Source organism: Rhodococcus tibetensis (genome assembly GCF_024438035.1).
In the GTDB taxonomy this organism is placed as follows: Bacteria; Actinomycetota; Actinomycetes; order Mycobacteriales; family Mycobacteriaceae; genus Rhodococcus_F; species Rhodococcus_F tibetensis.
Window position 1 is genome coordinate 180,293 of record NZ_JANFQF010000003.1, and the last position, 18,444, is coordinate 198,736.

The window sequence follows — 18,444 nt, forward strand, 5'->3', positions numbered from 1 at the left end:
TGGACACTAGGCTGGGGTGGCACAAGAGGCTCACGCATCCTCAGGCTCCACGTTCACCCATGTCAGGAGACTTCTGCCCGTGTCGATCACAGACGACATCCACGTCCTCACGCAACCGGTTCACCCAGCAGACTGGACCGAACTGGACACCAAGGCCGTCGACACCATCCGCGTACTCGCCGCGGACGCGGTGCAGAAGGTGGGTAACGGCCACCCCGGCACGGCCATGAGCCTTGCCCCCCTGGCTTACACGCTCTTCCAGCGCGTCATGCGCCACGACCCCACCGACGCCGACTGGATCGGCCGCGATCGTTTCGTCCTCTCCTGTGGGCACTCGAGCCTGACCCTCTACATCCAGCTCTACCTCGCCGGCTACGGCCTCGAACTCGACGACCTGAAGCAGCTTCGCACCTGGGGCTCGAAGACCCCCGGACACCCCGAGCACGGACACACCCGCGGTGTGGAGATCACCACCGGACCACTCGGTCAGGGTCTGGCCTCCGCCGTCGGCATGGCGATGGCTGCCCGCCGCGAACGCGGCCTGTTCGACCCGGAGCCCGCGCCCGGTGAGAGCCCGTTCGATCACCACATCTACGTCATCGCCTCCGACGGCGACATCGAAGAAGGCGTGACGTCCGAGGCGTCGTCGATCGCCGGCGTCCAGCAGCTGGGCAACCTCACCCTGATCTACGACGACAACAAGATCTCCATCGAGGACGACACCGCGATCGCCCTGTCCGAGGACACCGCCGCCCGCTACGAGGCCTACGGCTGGCACGTCCAGGTCGTCGAGGGCGGCGAGAACGTCGTCGCCATCGAGGAAGCGCTGCAGAAGGCCCGGGAGGTCATCGACCGCCCGTCACTGGTCCTGCTACGCACCATCATCGGCTACCCGGCACCCAACAAGATGAACACCGGTGCCGCCCACGGCGCTGCGCTCGGCGCCGACGAGGTCGCCGCAGTGAAGACAGCACTCGGCTTCGACCCCGACAAGACGTTCGAGGTCACGGACGAGGTCATCGCGCACACCCGCAAGGTGGTCGAGCGCGGCGCACAGGCGCACAAGCAGTGGCAGGCCAGCTTCGACGAGTGGGCGGTGCGCGCCCCTGAGGGCAAGAAGCTCCTCGATCGCCTCACTGGTCGCGACCTGCCCGCAGGCTGGGCCGACGTTCTGCCCACCTGGGAGCCGGACCCCAAGGGTGTCGCCACCCGTAAGGCGTCCGCAGCGGTCCTGAACGCCGTCGGTCCGGTACTTCCGGAACTGTGGGGCGGTTCCGCCGACCTCGCCGAGAGCAACAACACCACCATCAAGGGTTCCGATTCGTTCGGCCCCTCCTCGATCTCCACGTCTATGTGGAACGCCGACCCCTACGGACGCACCCTGCACTTCGGTGTCCGCGAGCATGCGATGGGGTCGATCCTCAACGGCATCGCCCTGCACGGCCCCACGCGTCCCTACGGCGGCACCTTCCTGGTGTTCAGCGACTACATGCGCCCCGCAGTACGCCTCGCGGCGGTCATGAAGACCCCGGTCACCTACGTCTGGACCCACGACTCCATCGGTCTGGGCGAGGACGGTCCCACCCACCAGCCGATCGAGCACCTCGCTGCGCTGCGCGCGATCCCGGGTCTCAACGTGGTGCGACCCGGTGACGCCAACGAGACCGCCCACGCCTGGCGCGCCGTCCTCGAGAAGGGCGCCGACGAGGCCACCCGCGCACCGTCGGGCCTGGCCCTGACCCGTCAGGATCTGCCGGTCCTTGCGGGCACCAGTTACGAGGGAGTTTCCCGCGGTGGTTACGTCCTGGCCGATGCATCCTCCGGTGTTCCCGAGGTCATCCTGATCGGCACCGGTTCCGAACTCCAGATCGCCGTCGCCGCCCGGGAGACCCTCGAGGCCGAGGGCATTCCCACGCGGGTGGTGTCGATGCCGTGCGTCGAGTGGTTCGATGCCCAGGACGAGGCCTACCGGGACGGTGTGCTGCCGCCCACCGTCAGGGCCCGCGTCGCCGTCGAGGCCGGCATCGCGATGCCGTGGTACCGGTTCGTCGGCTCGGACGGCGAGATCGTCTCGATCGAGCACTTCGGCGCCTCCGCCGATTACAAGACCCTGTTCCGCGAGTTCGGTTTCACCGACGAAGCCGTTACCGCGGCTGCGCAGCGCTCGCTCTCCCGAGTGAAGGGATAGAACGTCATGACTCAGAATGCGAATCTTCAGAAGCTCTCCGAGGCCGGAGTTTCGGTGTGGCTGGACGACCTCTCGCGTGACCGTATCGAGTCGGGCAACCTGGCCGAACTCGTCGCCACCAAGAGTGTCGTCGGTGTCACCACCAACCCGTCCATTTTCCAGGCGGCACTGAGCAAGGGCCACGTCTACGACGCCCAGGTCAACGAGCTGGCCGAACGCGGCGCCGACGTCGAGGCCACCATTCGCACGGTCACCACCGACGACGTGCGGGCCGCCTGCGACATCCTGGCCCCGCAGTACGAGGCGAGCCACGGTGTCGACGGCCGGGTGTCGATCGAGGTCGACCCGCGGATGGCGCACGACGCCGACAAGACCGTGGCGCAGGCCGTGGAGCTGTGGAAGATCGTCGACCGGCCCAACCTCTTCATCAAGATCCCGGCCACCGAGGCCGGCATCCCCGCCATCGCGAAGGTCATCGGCGAAGGCATCAGCGTCAACGTCACCCTGATCTTCTCGGTCGAGCGGTACGAACTCGTCATGGGCGCCTACCTTGACGGACTCGAGGCAGCCAAGGCCGCAGGACACGACCTGTCGCGCATCCACTCGGTTGCGTCGTTCTTCGTCTCGCGCGTCGACACCGAGATCGACAAACGACTCGAGGCGATCGGTACGCCCGAGGCACTCGAACTCCGCGGCAAGGCGGCACTCGCGAACGCACGATTGGCATACGCGGCCTACCAGCAGGTGTTCGAGGTCCAGCCGCGGTTCCAGGGTCTACTCGACAGCGGCGCTCGGCCCCAGCGGCCGCTGTGGGCGTCGACGGGTGTCAAGAACCCTGACTACTCGGACACCCTGTACGTCACCGAACTGGTGGCACCGAACACGGTGAACACCATGCCGGAGAAGACGCTCGATGCCGTCGCCGATCACGGCGACATCACCGGTGACACGGTGTCCGGCACCACAGCCGAGTCGCAGGAGGTCTTCGACAAAATTTCCGCCCTCGGTATCGACCTGACCGACGTCTTCCTCGTCCTCGAGAACGAGGGCGTCGACAAGTTCGAGGTGGCGTGGAGCGAGTTGCTCGAGGCTACGGCGGAGCAGCTCCGCGCAGCAGGGCAGAAGAGCTGATACGTGAGGGTGCCCGCAGCGTCAGACGAATGGGTTAATCCACTCCGCGACGGTAGGGACAAGCGCCTACCGCGCATTGCCGGGCCGTGCGCGCTGGTGATTTTCGGTGTTACCGGCGATCTCGCGCGGCGGAAGCTGATGCCGGCCGTCTACGACCTGGCCAATCGTGGCCTCCTTCCGCCCGGGTTCGCCCTCGTGGGGTTCGCCCGGAGAGACTGGGATGACCAGGATTTCGGCAAGGTGGTGCACGATGCGGTGCGCGAGCACTCGCGCACACCGTTCCGGGAGGACGTCTGGGAACGGCTGTCCGAGGGCCTGCGGTTCGTGCAGGGCTCCTTCGACGACCCGGCTTCGTTCTCGGAGCTCGCGTCCACCCTTCACACGCTCGACCGCGAACGCGGGTCCGGCGGAAATCACGGGTTCTATCTCGCGATTCCGCCGGCCGCGTTCCCGGTGGTTCTGAAACAGTTGTCGGAGGCCGGGCTCGCGCGGTCCGACGACGGCCAGTGGAAACGCGTCGTCATCGAGAAGCCGTTCGGCCACGATCTCGACAGCGCACGTGAGCTCAACGCCGTCGTGAATCAGGTCTTCCCCGAGGACACCGTCTTCCGCATCGACCACTATCTGGGCAAGGAAACCGTCCAGAACATCCTGGCGCTGCGGTTCGCCAATCAGTTGTTCGATCCGATCTGGAACGCCCACTACGTGGACCACGTCCAGATCACGATGGCCGAGGACATCGGTCTCGGCGGACGGGCCGGCTACTACGACGGTATCGGGGCGGCGCGAGACGTCATCCAGAACCACCTTCTCCAGCTCCTCGCCTTCACGGCGATGGAGGAACCGATCAGCTTCGAGCCGTCCGAACTACAGGCGGAGAAGATCAAGGTTCTCTCGGCCACCCGGCTCGCGGAGCCTCTCGACGAAACCACCGCCCGCGGCCAGTACGCCGGCGGTTGGCAGGGAGGGCTTCCGGTGGTCGGGTTACTCGAGGAGGAGGGCTTCGCCGCCGACTCCACCACCGAGACGTTCGCCGCGATCACGCTGGAGGTCGACACGCGGCGATGGGCGGGTGTGCCGTTCTACCTGCGAACCGGAAAGCGACTGGGCCGACGGGTCACCGAAATCGCGGTCGTCTTCAAACGCGCACCGCATCTCCCGTTCGATCAGACGATGACGGAGGAGCTCGGCCAGAACGCTCTGGTCATCCGGGTACAACCGGATGAGGGTGTGACCATGAGGTTCGGGTCCAAGGTCCCCGGGTCGAGCATGGAAGTCCGGGACGTCAACATGGACTTCAGCTACGGGCAGGCGTTCACCGAGTCTTCCCCGGAGGCCTACGAACGTCTCATCTTGGACATGCTGCTCGGTGAGCCGTCGCTCTTCCCCGTCAATGCGGAGGTGGAGCTGTCGTGGGAAATCCTCGATCCGGTGCTGGCGCACTGGGCCGCGGAGGGCAAACCGGAGCCGTACGAAGCCGGAACGTGGGGTCCGCCCTCGGCGGACGAGATGATGCGCCGCACCGGTCGCGAATGGAGAAGGCCGTAGATGATCATCGACATTCCCTCGACCACCACCGGCCAGATCAACAAGAAGCTGGTCGAACTCCGCAAGACCGGTGGTGCGGTGACGCTCGGCCGCGTGCTCACCCTCGTCGTGTGCACGCGCGACAGCAACAACTCCGAGGACATCATCGATGCCGCCAACGAGGCCAGCCGGGAGCACCCCTGCCGAGTGATCGTCGTCGCCCGCGGTGAGCGGGAAGCGGCTCCCCGGTTGGACGCCCAGATCCGTGTCGGCGGCGACGCCGGCGCCTCCGAAGTTGTCGTCCTCCGCCTGCACGGCGAGCTGGCCGACCACGAGAGCAGCGTGGTGGTCCCCTTCCTCCTGCCGGACACACCGGTGGTCGTCTGGTGGCCCGAGATCGCCCCGGCCGTTCCCGCTCAGGATCCCGTCGGCAAGCTCGCGATCCGCCGCATCACCGATGCCACGGGCCGCGACGATCCGGCGGCGGAGATCAAGGGCCGCCTCACGTCGTACACCTCCGGCGACACGGACCTGGCCTGGAGTCGCATCACGTATTGGCGGGCTCTGCTCACCTCTGCGGTCGAGCAGCCACCGCACTCGCCGATCACCTCCGCGGTGGTGTCGGGGTTGGTGGACGAACCTGCCGTCGATCTGATCGCCGGTTGGCTCGCGAGCCGGGTGGACGTGCCGGTGAGTCGCAAGGCCGGCCCGCTGTTCGTGGAACTGACCTTCGCCGACGGCGGCTCGTTGACCATCAGTCGACCCCAGACCGGAACCACCGCGACCCTGTCGCGGACCGGAAAGCCGGATGCGCTGGTCGCATTGGGCCGGCGGGAGACACGCGACTGCCTGGCGGAGGAACTGCGCCGGCTCGATGCCGACGAGGTCTACGAAGCTGCACTGTCCGGTCTGACGAAAGTGACGTATGAGTGACATCCAGGTAGAAGTTCATCCCGACACGGAGACCTTGACCGCCGCGGCCGCCCGACGTTTCGTCGACACCGTGGTGGCCGCGCAACAGTCGCGAGGTTTTGCGTCGGTGGTCCTCACCGGCGGTGGGACCGGGATCGGGATGCTCGAGAAGGTGCGGGTGAATCCCGGTGCCATCGACTGGCGCGAACTCGACATCTTCTGGGGTGACGAACGTTTCCTGCCCGCCGGCGACCCCGAGCGCAACGACGTGCAGGCGCGGGCCGCGCTCCTCGACCACGTCGATGTCGACTTCGACCGGGTCCACACGATGCCGGTGTCCGACGGGATCTACGCCGACGATCCGGAGGCCGCGGCGGTCGCGTACGCACAGGTACTCGGCGCGCATGCCGGCGGCAAGCAGGTTCCGGTGTTCGACGTCCACCTGCTCGGCATGGGCGGCGAGGGCCACGTCAACTCCCTCTTCCCCGACACCGACGCGGTACGTGAAGAACACCGCTTCGTCGTTGCGGTGAAGGACTCCCCGAAGCCGCCGCCCGTGCGCATCACCCTCACGCTCCCCGCTGTGCGCCACGCCGATGAAGTCTGGCTCGTCGTCTCCGGGGAAGCCAAGGCCGAAGCGGTGGCCGCCGCCGTCGCTGGGGCACCGCCGGTAGAAATACCGGCCTCCGGGGCGCGCGGACTGACCGCCACCCGTTGGCTGCTCGATTCGTCGGCCGCCTCCCGACTGCCGAACTGATCCGTTCACAGGATGGGGTCCTCGTCATCCTCGGCCGGCAATGTGGCCGAGGGACGAGGCTCCTTTTTCATCACAATTCGCGTCACCTGGCATGCGGTAGCGATCCGGCCACCGCGGTGCGGACTCGACCGACCTGTCCCCCTCTGTCCGACGCTCCCTCGCCAGTACTGAGGATTTCCCGCGCAACGCCCCATCCTGTCGCCTCCTTCCGCCTCGAGAAGGTCACGGTGTGTCCCGTTTCGACCTCTTTCCCCGTTTGACGCAGTGGGCGGACATTCGGTTCCCCCGGACCGGAAGTTCGTGACGAGCAGGTGCAGTGCTAGCCGCTGTTGCGCAGCGCAGTGGCCAGTCCGTTCATGGTGAGCTGGATCCCTCGGCGGGTCTGGTCGCTGTCGTCGCCGGCACGGGATCGGCGCAACAGTTCCACCTGGAGGTGGTTCAGTGGTTCGAGGTACGGGAAGCGATTGTGCACCGACCGTTCGAGCCCGGGGTTGTCGGCGAACAATGTGTCGTTTCCGGTGATCGCCTTGTACATCCGGATGGTGCGCTCATGCTCTTCGGCGATCTTCCCGAACACCCGTTGCCGCAGTCCTTCGTCGGGAACCAACTCCGAATAGCGTGCGGCCAGACCCATGTCGGATTTCGACATCACCATCGCCAGGTTGGACAGGACCGTGCGGAAGAACGGCCACTTCTCGTAGAGCCGCGACAGGGTAGCGACCTTCTCGGAGTCGCCGGCGGTCCACTGCTCGAATGCGGAACCGGTGCCGTACCACCCTGGCAGCATCACCCGGGACTGGCTCCAGGACAGGACCCAGGGGATCGCGCGCAGGTCGGCGATCGACGTCGTCTGCTTCCGCGACGTGGGCCGGCTGCCGATGTTGAGGGCCCCGATTTCCGCGACAGGTGTCGACATTTCGAAGTACTGGACGAATCCTGGTGTGTCGTGGACTAGTTCGGTGTACGCGCGGCGCGCGAGTGCCGCCAGTTCGTCGAGGATGCGGTAGGCGGGTTCGGCGGCGGCGCCGAGCCCCTCCACATCGAGCAGGGTGGCCTCGAGGGTGGCGGCGAGGAGGGTTTCGAGATTGCGTTGCGCGAGGCGGGGTTCCGCGTATTTGGCGGCGATCACCTCACCTTGCTCGGTGATGCGCAACGAACCCGCGACGGCCCCCGGCGGCTGCGCGAGGATCGCGTCGTAACTGGGTCCGCCGCCGCGTCCGACGGTGCCACCCCGACCGTGGAACAGGCGCAACCGGATTCCCGTTTTCCGGGCTGCCTCGACCAGGTCGAGCTCGGCCCGGTACAGCGCCCAGTTCGCGGCGAGATACCCGCCGTCCTTGTTGGAGTCGGAGTATCCGAGCATCACTTCCTGCGAGTCACCGCGGGACGCCACGAGCGCACGGTAAAGAGGAACCGCGAGAGTCGCCTCGAGCGTAGCTGCTCCCTGTTGCAGGTCCTCGATGGTCTCGAAGAGCGGCACGATCCCCACCGGACACGACGGGGTCTCCCCCGGCCCCGGCCCCGGATCGAACAAACCCACTTCCTTCAGCAGGATTGCTGCCTCCAGCATGTCGCTGACCGAGGTGCACATGCTGATGATGTAGTTGGGCACTGCCCCCGCACCGAGGGTCCGCACCGCTTCGGCCCCGGCTGCGAGGATCGCGAGTTCCTTGGCGGTCAATTCGCTGAACTCCGCCTTTGCTCCGGTCAGTGGGCGTCGCGTCGCCAGCTCCGCGGTGAGCAACTCCACCCGTTCATCCTCGGACAGCGACGCGTAGTCGGGATGCACGCCCGCCCAGGCGAGCAGTTCGGCGACGACGGTTTCGTGCACCTCCGAGTTCTGTCGCATGTCCAGGCCCGAGAGATGGAATCCGAATACGTCCACCGACTCCCGGAGGCGAGCGAGACCGTCGTCGGCGATCGTGCCGTCACCGCCGCGGCGAAGGGAGTCGTCGACCACATCGAGTTCGTCGAGCATCTGCCGTGGCGAATCGTAGGGCGCGAGCCCGAGGTCGAGGGCGTAGTCGGGCGTCTCCCCGAGAATGCGGAGTGCGGTGGCGGTCAGGCGGCCCCGGATTCCGCGGACTGCGCGCCGATACGGCTCGTCGGCGCGAAACGGTGATTCATCCTGCGAGGCCGCTGCCAAAAGGTCGAGGGCAGGAGTGACCGTCACGAGGCGGGCGGACATCGACAACTCCCGCTCGAGGGTCGCGAGTTCGCACAGATGACGTTCGACGGCCGTTGCGGCGGCGCGGCTCGTCGCCTGCCGGACGACGTCTGCGGTGACGTTGGGATTGCCGTCCCGGTCGCCGCCGATCCACGACCCCGGCCGAAGAATGGGTTCCCGACCGAGATCGGTCCCGGGCCACCGGGCTTGGAGGGCGGCCCGGAGTTCGGCGTTGATTGCGGGAACGACCTCGAAGAGGGCGGCGTCGTAGTAGCGCAGCCCGACTTCGATTTCGTCCTGAATACGCAAGCGGGACAAACGGATCAGGGCGGTCTGCCACAGCGTGAGGATCTGCCTCCTCAGCCGCACGTCGACGTCGGCGATCTCCGACGCAGTGAGCGCGGTCCGCTCGCGGAAACGCATCAACTCGGTGATCCGCGTCTGCGTGTCGAAGACGGTCCGCCGACGCGTTTCGGTCGGGTGGGCTGTGATCACCGGCGAGACGAGCGCCCCGCGCAGCGCATTCGCCACCACGTCGCTGTCCAGGCCGGCGGCATCGAGCTTCGCAAATGTGGCGGCGAGGGTGCTGTCGGGCGCGGGTTCACCTGCCGCCACGTGCACGGCCCGGCGGCGTTCCCGATGGATGTCCTCGGCGAGATTCGCCAGAAGGGCAAAATGACTGAAGGCGCGGATGACGGGAATGGTGTCGCCGGTAGGGACGTGCGTGAACATGTCGGCCAGTTCGGCGCGGTCGATCTCGGAACGCCGGACCCGGAACGATTCGACCCGGGCCTTCTCCACCAGATCGAAGACTTTGCCGCCGGCCTGTTCGCGCACTATCTGTCCGAGAATGCCGCCGAGGAGCCGAATGTCTTCGCGGAGTGGTTCGGTGGCTTCACGGGGGGTTTCGGTCATGGACCCAGTATCGACTGCCCCTGCAGTGTTCGCATGATGAACCCAGGGAGTCCGCACGGCGAACCTGCGGTGTCCGCACGACGAAGGCAGATCAGCCGAACTTGATCTCCAGGCCGATGCCGATGATCGAAATCAACCAGATCAGGCCGGTGAAGACGGTGAGGCGGTCGAGGTTCTTCTCGACCACGGTGGAACCGGACAGGCTCGACTGGACGCCGCCGCCGAAGAGGCTGGACAAACCGCCACCCTTACCGCGGTGCAGGAGCACCAACAGAATCAGCAGCAAGCTGGTGGCGACCAGCAAGATATCCAGAAACAGTTCCATGTCTGTCTACGTCCACCCATCGAGTAGCAACAACTACGACCTCGTACACCCTACAGGCGCTCCGCGCTCGTGCGCCTTTCCGGTGGTTGTGGCTACCAGAAAGGCGCACGAGCGCCGGAGGCGCCTCAGGGCAGAGGGCCGCCGGCAGCGATCGCGGACAGCGTGGCGAACTCGTCGGCCTTCAGTGACGCACCGCCCACGAGAGCGCCGTCCACGTCGGACTGCCCGACGATCTCGCCGACGTTCTTGGCGTTGACGCTTCCGCCGTAGAGAACGCGGACCGTGGAAGCTACCGCAGGGGTGGCCAACTCGCCGAGTGCGGCACGGACCGCGGCGCACACTTCCTGCGCGTCCGACGCACTGGCTACACGGCCGGTGCCAATGGCCCACACCGGCTCGTATGCGATGACGACCTTGGCGAGGTCGTCGGCGGACAGCCCGGCGAGCGAGCCCCGCAACTGTTCGACGTTGTACGCCACGTGCTCACCGGCCTCACGGATGTTCAGGCCCTCCCCGATGCAGACGATCGGGGTGAGTCCGTTCTTCAGTGCAGCCTTGGTCTTGGCCAGCACGGTGTCGTTGTCTTCACCGTGCAAGGTCCGGCGCTCGGAGTGCCCGACGACGACGAACGTGCACCCCAGCTTGGCCAGCATGGAACCGCTGATTTCACCGGTGAAGGCGCCCGAATCGTGCGCCGACACGTCCTGCGCCCCGTACGTGAGCAGCAGCTTGTCACCCTCTACCAGGGTCTGGACGCTGCGGATGTCGGTGAACGGTGGGATCACCGTCACGTCAACCTTGTCGAAGTACTTCTCCGGGAGGGAGAAGGCGATTTTCTGAACCAGCGCGATGGCCTCGAAATGGTTCAGATTCATCTTCCAGTTGCCGGCGATCAGCGGCTTGCGTGCCATCAGCCCTCCAGAACCGAGATACCGGGCAGTTCCTTGCCCTCGAGGTATTCGAGAGAGGCTCCACCACCGGTCGAGATGTGCGAGAACCCGTCGTCAGGGAGGTCGAGCTGACGCACCGCGGCCGCGGAGTCGCCGCCACCGACGACGCTGAAGGCGCCCTTGCCGGTGGCCTCGATGATGGCTTCGGCAACGCCCTTGGTGCCTGCCGAGAACTTCTCGAACTCGAACACGCCCATCGGGCCGTTCCAGAACACCGTCTTCGCGCTGGTGAGGATCGCGGCGAATCGGCGAACCGACTGCGGTCCGATGTCGAGGCCCATCCAGCCGTCCGGAATCTCGAGCACGGACACCGTCTTCGACTCGGCATCCGCGGAGAAGGAGTCCGCGATCACCACGTCCTGCGGGATGTGGATGACGTCGGCGTACCGGTCCAGCAGCCCCTTGCAGGTCTCGATCATCGACTCCTCGCACAGCGAGTTGCCCACCGAAACACCCTGCGCGGCCAGGAACGTGTAGAACATGCCGCCGCCGATGACGAGGGTGTCGACCTTGGGGGCCAGCGCCTCGATCACTGCCAGCTTGTCCGACACCTTCGACCCACCGAGCACCACCGCGTACGGCCTTTCGGCATCCTGGGTGAGCTTGCCGAGCACCTCGACCTCGGCGGCGACCAGGGTGCCTGCGTAGTGCGGAAGCAGCTTGGCCACGTCGAAGACGGACGCCTGCGCACGGTGCACGACACCGAAGCCGTCCGAAACGAATGCTCCGTCGTCTCCGACTAGTTCGACGAGCGCCTCGGCGAGCTTGGTGCGCTCCGCCTCGTCCTTGCTCGTCTCACGCGCATCGAAGCGGATGTTCTCCAGCAGGAGCACGTCCCCGTCGGTGAGACCCTCGGACCGCGCCAATGCATCCTGACCGACGACGTCGCCGGCGAGCTGGACGTTGCGGCCGAGCACCTCCGCGAGCTTCACGGCCACGGGTGCGAGCGAGAACTTCGGATCGGGCTTGCCGTCGGGGCGGCCCAGGTGGGCGGTGACGATGACCTTGGCACCCGCCTCTGCCAACGCCTGCAGTGTGGGGGCGGAAGCGATGATGCGGCCGGGATCGGTGATCTTGTCACCGTCGAGCGGAACGTTGAGGTCGGAGCGCACCAGCACGGTGCGCCCCTCCACCCCAGCGTTCAGCAGATCCTGGAGAGTCTGAACTGCCACTGTTATCGGACCTTCGCTCAGAGAGACTTGGCGACGAGACCGATGAGGTCGGCCAGGCGGTTGGAGTAACCCCACTCGTTGTCATACCAGGACACGATCTTCGCCTGATCCTCGATGACCTTGGTGAGGCCCGAGTCGAAGATCGAGGAGTGCGGATCGGTGACGATGTCGGAAGACACGATCGGCGCGTCCGTGTACTTGAGGATGCCCTTGAGCGGTCCCTCGGCAGCAGCCTTCATCGCGGCGTTGATGTCCTCGACGCTGGCCGACTTCCGGAGGTTCGCGGTGAGGTCGGTAACCGAACCCGTGGGGATCGGCACGCGGAGCGCGTAGCCGTCCAGCTTGCCGAGGAGCTGCGGGAGCACCAGGCCGATGGCCTTGGCGGCGCCGGTGCCGGTGGGGACGACGTTGAGAGCGGCGGCGCGGGCGCGACGCAGGTCGCTGTGCGGGCCGTCCTGCAGGTTCTGGTCCTGGGTGTAAGCGTGGACCGTGGTCATGAGGCCCTTGACGATGCCGAACTCGTCGTCGAGCACCTTGGCGATGGGGCCGAGGCAGTTGGTGGTGCACGAGGCGTTGGAGATGATGTTCTGGCTGCCGTCGTACTTGTCGTCGTTGACGCCCATCACGATGGTGATGTCCTCGCCCTTGGCCGGGGCGGAGATGATGACCTTCTTGGCGCCGGCGTCGAGGTGACCCTTCGCCTTGGCTGCGTCGGTGAAGATACCGGTGGACTCGACGACGACGTCGACGCCCAGGTCACCCCACGGAAGCGCCGCGGGGCCTTCCTTGATCGCGAGAGCCTTGATCTTCTGGCTTCCGACGACAATGGTGTCTTCGCCCTCGAGCGAGACGTCGTACGGAAGACGACCCAGGATGGAGTCGTACTTCAGGAGATGCGCCAGCGTAGCGTTGTCCGTGAGGTCGTTGACCGCCACAATCTCGATGTCGGTGGTTCCGAGCGCCTTCTGCGCATCCACCGCCCTGAAGAAGTTACGTCCGATACGGCCGAAACCGTTTACGCCTACCCGGACAGTCACAATCTGCTCCTTTGCGCATGATTCTGGTGTACAGCTCTGCTGCTCCCGCACCACTCGGAATCCACGTGTGCATGGTCGGGCGCGAGGGTCCATCGGTCGATGTGACTCTTACCCTAGTGCGCGGGATCTCCCGGCGCGCACTCCACCCACGCACAGCGCAGTCCCGTGCTCTGTGAGCCCGCAGCGCACGGTACACGCGGCGGGCCTTACGGCTATGCGTCGTCGAGAAGGTCTGCAGTGACCGCCGACTCGGTGTCGGGGATCCCGGTTTCCTTGGCTTTGCGGTCCGCCATGGACAGAAGACGCCGAATCCGTCCTGCTACAGCGTCCTTCGTCATCGGCGGGTCGGCGAGCTGGCCGAGCTCTTCCAACGACGCCTGCCGGTGCTCGACGCGCAGGTGCCCGGCCGCCGCCAGGTGGTCCGGCACTTCGTCACCCAGAATCTGCAGCGCCCGCTCGACGCGAGCGGCCGCCGCAACCGCCGCGCGGGCGGAGCGCCGCAGGTTCGCGTCGTCGAAGTTGGCCAGCCGGTTGGCGGTGGCCCGAACCTCACGGCGCATCCGGCGTTCCTCCCACACGAGGCGGGTGTCCTGGGCGCCCATCCGTGTGAGCAGCGCACCGATGGCCTCGCCGTCGCGAATGACCACGCGGTCGGTGCCACGGACCTCCCGCGCCTTCGCGGAGATACCGAGCCGGCGGGCCGCCCCGACGAGTGCCAGTGCGGCCTCGGGCCCTGGGCAGCTCACTTCGAGCGCGGAGGACCTTCCCGGTTCGGTGAGCGATCCGTGAGCGAGGAACGCACCTCGCCACGCTGCCTCCGCGTCGGCGACACTGCCGCCGACGACCTGGGCGGGAAGCCCGCGCACAGGCCGACCGCGCAGGTCGAGGAGCCCGGTCTGGCGGGCAAGGGCCTCCCCCTCCTTCGCGACACGCACGATGTACCGCGACGACTTCCGCAGTCCCCCGGCACTGAGCACGTGAACGTCGGCACTGTAGGTGAACAGGTCGAAGATCTCCCGGCGCAGTCGTCGAGCGGTCGAGCCGAGGTCGACTTCGGCCTCCACCACCACACGGCCGCCGACGATGTGCAATCCCCCGGCGAACCGCAGCAGCGACGAAACCTCGGCCTTCCGACAACTCACATGAGTGACGACGAGACGACTGAGTTCGTCTTTGACCTCTGCTGTCATTGCCACGAAGCGCTCTCCCTTTCCTCTGGTGTCTCGGCCACAACGCTCCCCCGAGACCCCGGGTCGGGGCCGCTCCAGAGCTGTTCGAGAACGGATGCAAGTTTGCCTGCATGGTGAGTGTGGGTGCCGTGTTCCGACACGTCGGCATAGACGACCCGGGCCCGGAACTGCTCCGCCGCGCGGTCGAGATGCTCACGTTCACGACCCGGGGGGACGGATGCGGAGTCGACCACCACGAAGTCGACGGCAAGCCCCGGCGCGTGCCGGGACAGTACGTGGAGGTGCCTTTCGGTGGAGAAACCCGCGGTTTCACCGGGCTCGGGAGCGAGGTTGAGTACCAGCACCTTCCGTGCGACGGTGGCGATCAGGGTGTCGAGAAGTTCGGGGACCAGGACGTGCGGGATGACACTGGAAAACCACGATCCCGGACCGAGAACCACCATGTCGGCGGCCTCGATCGCCCGCACGGCGTCGGGGCATGCCGGCGGGTTCGCGGGCAGCAGCCTCACGCGGCGCACCTTGCCCGGTGTGGTCGCGACTGCGACCTGGCCGCGGATGCAGCGGCTGACTCGCGGGTCCGCCTCGAGACCTTGTACGTCAGCTTCGATGTCGAGCGCGATCGGCGACATCGGCAGCACCCGGCCGTTGATGCGCAGCAGCCGGGCGAGTTCGTCCAGTGCGGCAACAGGGTCCCCGAGGACTTCGGTCAGGCCGGCCAGCATGAGATTGCCCACCGAATGCCCCGCCAGAGCGCCGATGCCCCCGAAACGGTGCTGGATGGTGTCCGTCCAGTCCTGGACGTCCGGATCGTCCGCAGCGAGGGCCGCCAGCGCCATCCGGAGATCACCAGGCGGGATGACGCCCAGTTCCGCGCGCAGACGTCCCGACGAACCACCGTCGTCCGCGACGGTGACGACGGCGGTGACGTCACGGCTGAGCCGGCGCGCCGCACTCAGCGTGGCGAAGAGCCCGTGGCCCCCGCCGAGCGCGACCACTGCGGGATAGGCATGCTCCTCCGTCATTCGCGCCCCAGATCACGATGGACGACACGCACACCCAGCCCGGAGTCCTTTCCGAGCCGGCCCGCCAAGGCCTCGGACATCGCGACACTGCGATGCTTACCGCCGGTGCAACCCACCGCGATGGTCATGTAACGCTTCCCCTCCCGACGATATCCCGCGATCGTCAGATCCAGCAGATGGTGATAGGTGGTCAAATAGTCGTCGGCGCCGTCCTGCGACAACACGTAGTCCCGCACGTCCGGACTCTGTCCCGTGTGCGGACGCAACTCCGGGATCCAGTGCGGATTGGGCAGGAAGCGGACGTCGCAGACCAGGTCCGCGTCCATCGGAAGACCGTACTTGAAACCGAACGACTGGACTGTCACCTGCATCGTGCGGTGCTCGGCGTCCCCGAAGGCGTCTTCGATCTTCTGCCTCAGCTGGTGGGCGGCGAGAGACGAGGTGTCGATCACCAGATCTGCCGCGGCCTTGACCTTTGCGAGTTGGTCGCGCTCGGCGGCGATGCCCTCGGAGAGGGTGCCCTGCGCGCCGCCCCCAGACAGGGGATGGCTTCGCCTGACCTGCTCGAAGCGGCGTACCAACACCTCGTCGGACGCGTCGAGGTACAGCACCCGGGTGTGCACCGCCTTACTTTCCAGCTCGGTGAGGACCCAGCCGAGGTCTCCCGTGAAGAGCCTGCTGCGCACGTCGATGACCACGGCGAGGCGTTCGAGGCGCGAATCGGATTCCAGGCTCAGGTCCACCATCCGGGAAATCAGTTCCGGTGGCAGATTGTCGGCCACGTACCACCCGAGATCTTCGAGGACCTTCGCGGCCGTTTGCAGCCCCGCCCCCGAAAGCCCGGTGACGAGAAGGAAGTCCATCGGCCGAACCGCGGGTGGACGGTCGCTCTGCGCGTGCTGATCGTTCACTCGACACCTGTCCGTTGCGAAGCGCGTTGCCCTACTGTTTCGTGCTGTGCCGGCGGCTCCTGCTCTGCTGCCGGGTCCTGCGGTGCTGCCGTGTCGTGCCGGTAGTCTGCGCCGTTCTCTTCTGTCGAGCCCGTGCCCGTGCCACCGTGATCGGGTTCATCATCCCCCACTCCTGCCACCGCCGCAGACGGTTCCCCGGCCCCGAGGGCGCTGAGGACGGCCTCGGCCGTGGCCGTGCCGATCCCGGGCACCGCCATGATCTCCTCGACGGATGCTTGCTTGAGGCGCGCAACGGAGCCGAAGTGGGTCACCAGCGCCTTGCGACGGGTGTCGCCGAGACCGCGTACGGAGTCGAGCGCCGACGCCGTCATCCGCCGCGACCTCTTGCTGCGGTGGAAGGTGATGGCGAACCGGTGCGCTTCGTCCCGTACTCGCTGCAGGAGGTACAAGGACTCACTGGTCCGTGCCAGGATGACCGGGTCCTCTTCCCCCGGTACCCAGACTTCCTCGAGTCGCTTGGCGAGCCCGATCACCGCCACATCGGTGATCCCCAACTCCTCGAGGACGGCCGACGCGGCCGCCACCTGCGGTGCTCCCCCGTCCACCACGAAGAGGTTGGGCGGGTAGGCGAAGCGTCGCGGACGGCCGGTCTGCGGGTCGATGGCCGCCTCCGGCGCGAGATCGCCGCCCTCGCCGGGGTGGGGACCGTCGCCGGCGGCTTCCGCCTCCGCCCTCAGCACACCGACATCGCGGTTGTGGCGGAGGAACCGCCGCCGGGTGACCTCGGCGATGCTCGCGACGTCGTCGGAGCGGCCGTCGCCGGCGGCCTCCTTGATGGCGTAGTGACGGTAGTCGGACTTGCGAGGCAGGCCGTCCTCGAAGACGACGAGTGACGCCACGACGTCCGTGCCCTGCACGTGGCTGATGTCGACACATTCGATGCGCAGCGGCGCCGAATCGAGATCGAGCGCCTCCTGAATGCCCTGCAGGGCCGCCGACCGGGAGGTAAAATCACCAGCGCGACGCAGTTTGTGTTGCGCGAGTGCCTCCTGGGCATTGCGCTGCACCGTCTCGGCGAGGGCCTTCTTGTCTCCGCGCTGCGGCACGCGCAGCCGGACCCCTGATCCGCGGAGCCCGCTCAGCCACTCCTGCACCTGCTCGGTGTCGGGCGGCAGGACCGGGACGAGCACTTCACGCGGGACGCCGTTGCTTTCGCTCTCGCCGTCCGCGCCACCCGCCAGAGCCGCCTGCTCCCCGTAGAACTGGGTGAGGAACTGCTCGACGAGGAGCGGGAGGTCCGAGCCCGCCGCGGAATCGACCGTTGCCCAGTCGATGACGTCCCCGGCTTTCTCGACCACCCAGCCGCGCTGCCCGCGGACGCGGCCACCGCGCACGTGGAAGACCTGGACCGCTGCCTCGAGTTCGTCGGTCGCGAAGGCGACGAGGTCGGCATCGGTACCGTCGCCGAGGACCACAGCCTGCTTCTCGAGGGCCCGCCGTAGCGCGCCGACGTCGTCGCGAAGTCGCGCCGCCAGTTCGAAGTCGAGCTCTTCGGAAGCCCTCTGCATGCGTGCCTCCAGCTCGCGGACCAGCTTGTCTGTGCGGCCGGACAGGAAGTCGCAGAAGTCCTCGACGATCTGCCGGTGTTCCGCCGCTGACACGCGCCCGACGCAGGGCGCCGAGCATTTGTCGATGTACCCGAGCAGGCAGGGTCTACCGATCTGGTTGTGCCGCTTGAACACTCCCGCCGAGCACGTTCGGGCGGGGAACACGCGGAGAAGCAGATCCAGGGTCTCCCGGATGGCCCAGGCGTGGGAGTAGGGTCCGAAATACCGCACACCTTTGCGACGCGGCCCGCGGTAGACGAACAGCCGCGGGAACTCCTCGTTCAACGTGACTGCGAGCACCGGGTAGGTCTTGTCGTCGCGGTAGCGGACGTTGAACCGCGGATCGAATTCCTTGATCCAGTTGTATTCGAGTTGGAGTGCCTCCACCTCGGTGCTCACTACGGTCCACTCGACGCTGCCCGCGGTGGTGACCATCTGCCGAGTACGCGGATGCAGCGTCGTGACATCGGCGAAGTAGGAGTTCAACCGTGAACGAAGACTCTTCGCCTTCCCCACGTAGATGACCCGGCCGTGCGGATCGCGGAACTTGTACACCCCCGGAGCCACCGGAATCGTTCCGGTCGCGGGGCGATATGTCGAAGGATCGGGCACCCCTCCACGTTAGTCGGCGCC

The 18,444-nt window shown here is 66.8% G+C and carries 14 protein-coding genes; 5 read left to right on the plus strand and 9 right to left on the minus strand.

Annotated elements, in window-relative coordinates:
- Positions 1-79 precede the first annotated feature (79 nt).
- From tkt to pgl, 5 genes are read left to right on the plus strand one after another with little or no spacing between them, the layout of a single operon-like run.
- Positions 80-2,188 carry a transketolase gene (gene tkt, locus NOF53_RS05020; RefSeq protein ID WP_255966064.1) on the plus strand — a complete coding sequence of 703 codons (2,109 nt, stop codon included), beginning with the start codon at positions 80-82 and terminating at the stop codon, positions 2,186-2,188.
- Positions 2,189-2,194: 6 nt separating this feature from the next.
- Positions 2,195-3,319, plus strand: a complete 1,125-nt coding sequence (tal, locus tag NOF53_RS05025; RefSeq protein WP_255966065.1) for a transaldolase — start codon at positions 2,195-2,197, stop codon at positions 3,317-3,319.
- A 3-nt stretch (positions 3,320-3,322) separates the two neighbouring features.
- The gene (zwf, locus tag NOF53_RS05030) at positions 3,323-4,867 is read left to right on the plus strand and encodes a glucose-6-phosphate dehydrogenase (RefSeq protein WP_255966067.1); all 1,545 of its coding nucleotides are present in this window, start codon (positions 3,323-3,325) and stop codon (positions 4,865-4,867) included.
- Positions 4,868-5,779: a glucose-6-phosphate dehydrogenase assembly protein OpcA gene (opcA, locus tag NOF53_RS05035; protein WP_255966069.1), complete on the plus strand. Its 912-nt coding sequence runs from the start codon at positions 4,868-4,870 to the stop codon at positions 5,777-5,779.
- Positions 5,772-6,515, plus strand: coding sequence for a 6-phosphogluconolactonase (gene pgl / locus NOF53_RS05040; protein ID WP_255966070.1), 744 nt, complete (start codon positions 5,772-5,774; stop codon positions 6,513-6,515). Before opcA ends, pgl begins: the two co-directional genes overlap by 8 nt.
- A gap of 319 nt (positions 6,516-6,834) precedes the next feature.
- On the opposite strand, the gene ppc is transcribed toward pgl, so the two are convergent.
- From ppc to uvrC, 9 genes are all read right to left on the minus strand, one after another.
- Entirely contained in the window at positions 6,835-9,597 is a 2,763-nt protein-coding gene (gene ppc / locus NOF53_RS05045; RefSeq protein ID WP_255966072.1) for a phosphoenolpyruvate carboxylase, read from the minus strand.
- Between the two features lie 91 nt (positions 9,598-9,688).
- A complete protein-coding gene (gene secG / locus NOF53_RS05050) occupies positions 9,689-9,922 on the minus strand; it encodes a preprotein translocase subunit SecG (RefSeq protein WP_109330234.1) in 234 nt (77 codons plus the stop codon).
- A 125-nt stretch (positions 9,923-10,047) separates the two neighbouring features.
- The gene (gene tpiA / locus NOF53_RS05055) at positions 10,048-10,833 is read right to left on the minus strand and encodes a triose-phosphate isomerase (protein ID WP_255966074.1); all 786 of its coding nucleotides are present in this window, start codon (positions 10,831-10,833) and stop codon (positions 10,048-10,050) included.
- A complete protein-coding gene (locus NOF53_RS05060) occupies positions 10,833-12,044 on the minus strand; it encodes a phosphoglycerate kinase (RefSeq protein ID WP_255966076.1) in 1,212 nt (403 codons plus the stop codon). The genes tpiA and NOF53_RS05060 overlap by 1 nt, the downstream gene beginning before the upstream one ends.
- 17 nt (positions 12,045-12,061) lie before the next feature.
- The gene (gap, locus tag NOF53_RS05065; RefSeq protein WP_255966078.1) at positions 12,062-13,081 is read right to left on the minus strand and encodes a type I glyceraldehyde-3-phosphate dehydrogenase; all 1,020 of its coding nucleotides are present in this window, start codon (positions 13,079-13,081) and stop codon (positions 12,062-12,064) included.
- A 212-nt stretch (positions 13,082-13,293) separates the two neighbouring features.
- Positions 13,294-14,277, minus strand: coding sequence for a DNA-binding protein WhiA (whiA, locus tag NOF53_RS05070; RefSeq protein WP_109330242.1), 984 nt, complete (start codon positions 14,275-14,277; stop codon positions 13,294-13,296).
- Positions 14,268-15,293 (minus strand): gluconeogenesis factor YvcK family protein, encoded by a 1,026-nt coding sequence (locus NOF53_RS05075; RefSeq protein WP_255966079.1) that lies wholly within the window; start codon positions 15,291-15,293, stop codon positions 14,268-14,270. The genes whiA and NOF53_RS05075 overlap by 10 nt, the downstream gene beginning before the upstream one ends.
- Positions 15,290-16,156, minus strand: a complete 867-nt coding sequence (gene rapZ / locus NOF53_RS05080) for an RNase adapter RapZ (protein ID WP_255966264.1) — start codon at positions 16,154-16,156, stop codon at positions 15,290-15,292. Before rapZ ends, NOF53_RS05075 begins: the two co-directional genes overlap by 4 nt.
- 44 nt (positions 16,157-16,200) lie before the next feature.
- On the minus strand, positions 16,201-18,423 hold the full coding sequence (uvrC, locus tag NOF53_RS05085; RefSeq protein WP_255966081.1) for an excinuclease ABC subunit UvrC: 2,223 nt from the start codon (positions 18,421-18,423) through the stop codon (positions 16,201-16,203).
- Positions 18,424-18,444: the final 21 nt, after the last annotated feature.

Bases quoted from the DNA above. Each gene is read 5' to 3' on its own strand.
- rapZ (WP_255966264.1), bottom strand. From the start codon at position 16,156: ATGGACTTCCTTCTCGTCACCGGGCTTTCGGGGGCGGGGCTGCAAACG.
- pgl (WP_255966070.1), top strand. From the start codon at position 5,772: ATGAGTGACATCCAGGTAGAAGTTCATCCCGACACGGAGACCTTGACC.
- NOF53_RS05075 (WP_255966079.1), bottom strand. From the start codon at position 15,293: ATGACGGAGGAGCATGCCTATCCCGCAGTGGTCGCGCTCGGCGGGGGC.
- ppc (WP_255966072.1), bottom strand. From the start codon at position 9,597: ATGACCGAAACCCCCCGTGAAGCCACCGAACCACTCCGCGAAGACATT.
- tal (WP_255966065.1), top strand. From the start codon at position 2,195: ATGACTCAGAATGCGAATCTTCAGAAGCTCTCCGAGGCCGGAGTTTCG.
- tpiA (WP_255966074.1), bottom strand. From the start codon at position 10,833: ATGGCACGCAAGCCGCTGATCGCCGGCAACTGGAAGATGAATCTGAAC.
- opcA (WP_255966069.1), top strand. From the start codon at position 4,868: ATGATCATCGACATTCCCTCGACCACCACCGGCCAGATCAACAAGAAG.
- secG (WP_109330234.1), bottom strand. From the start codon at position 9,922: ATGGAACTGTTTCTGGATATCTTGCTGGTCGCCACCAGCTTGCTGCTG.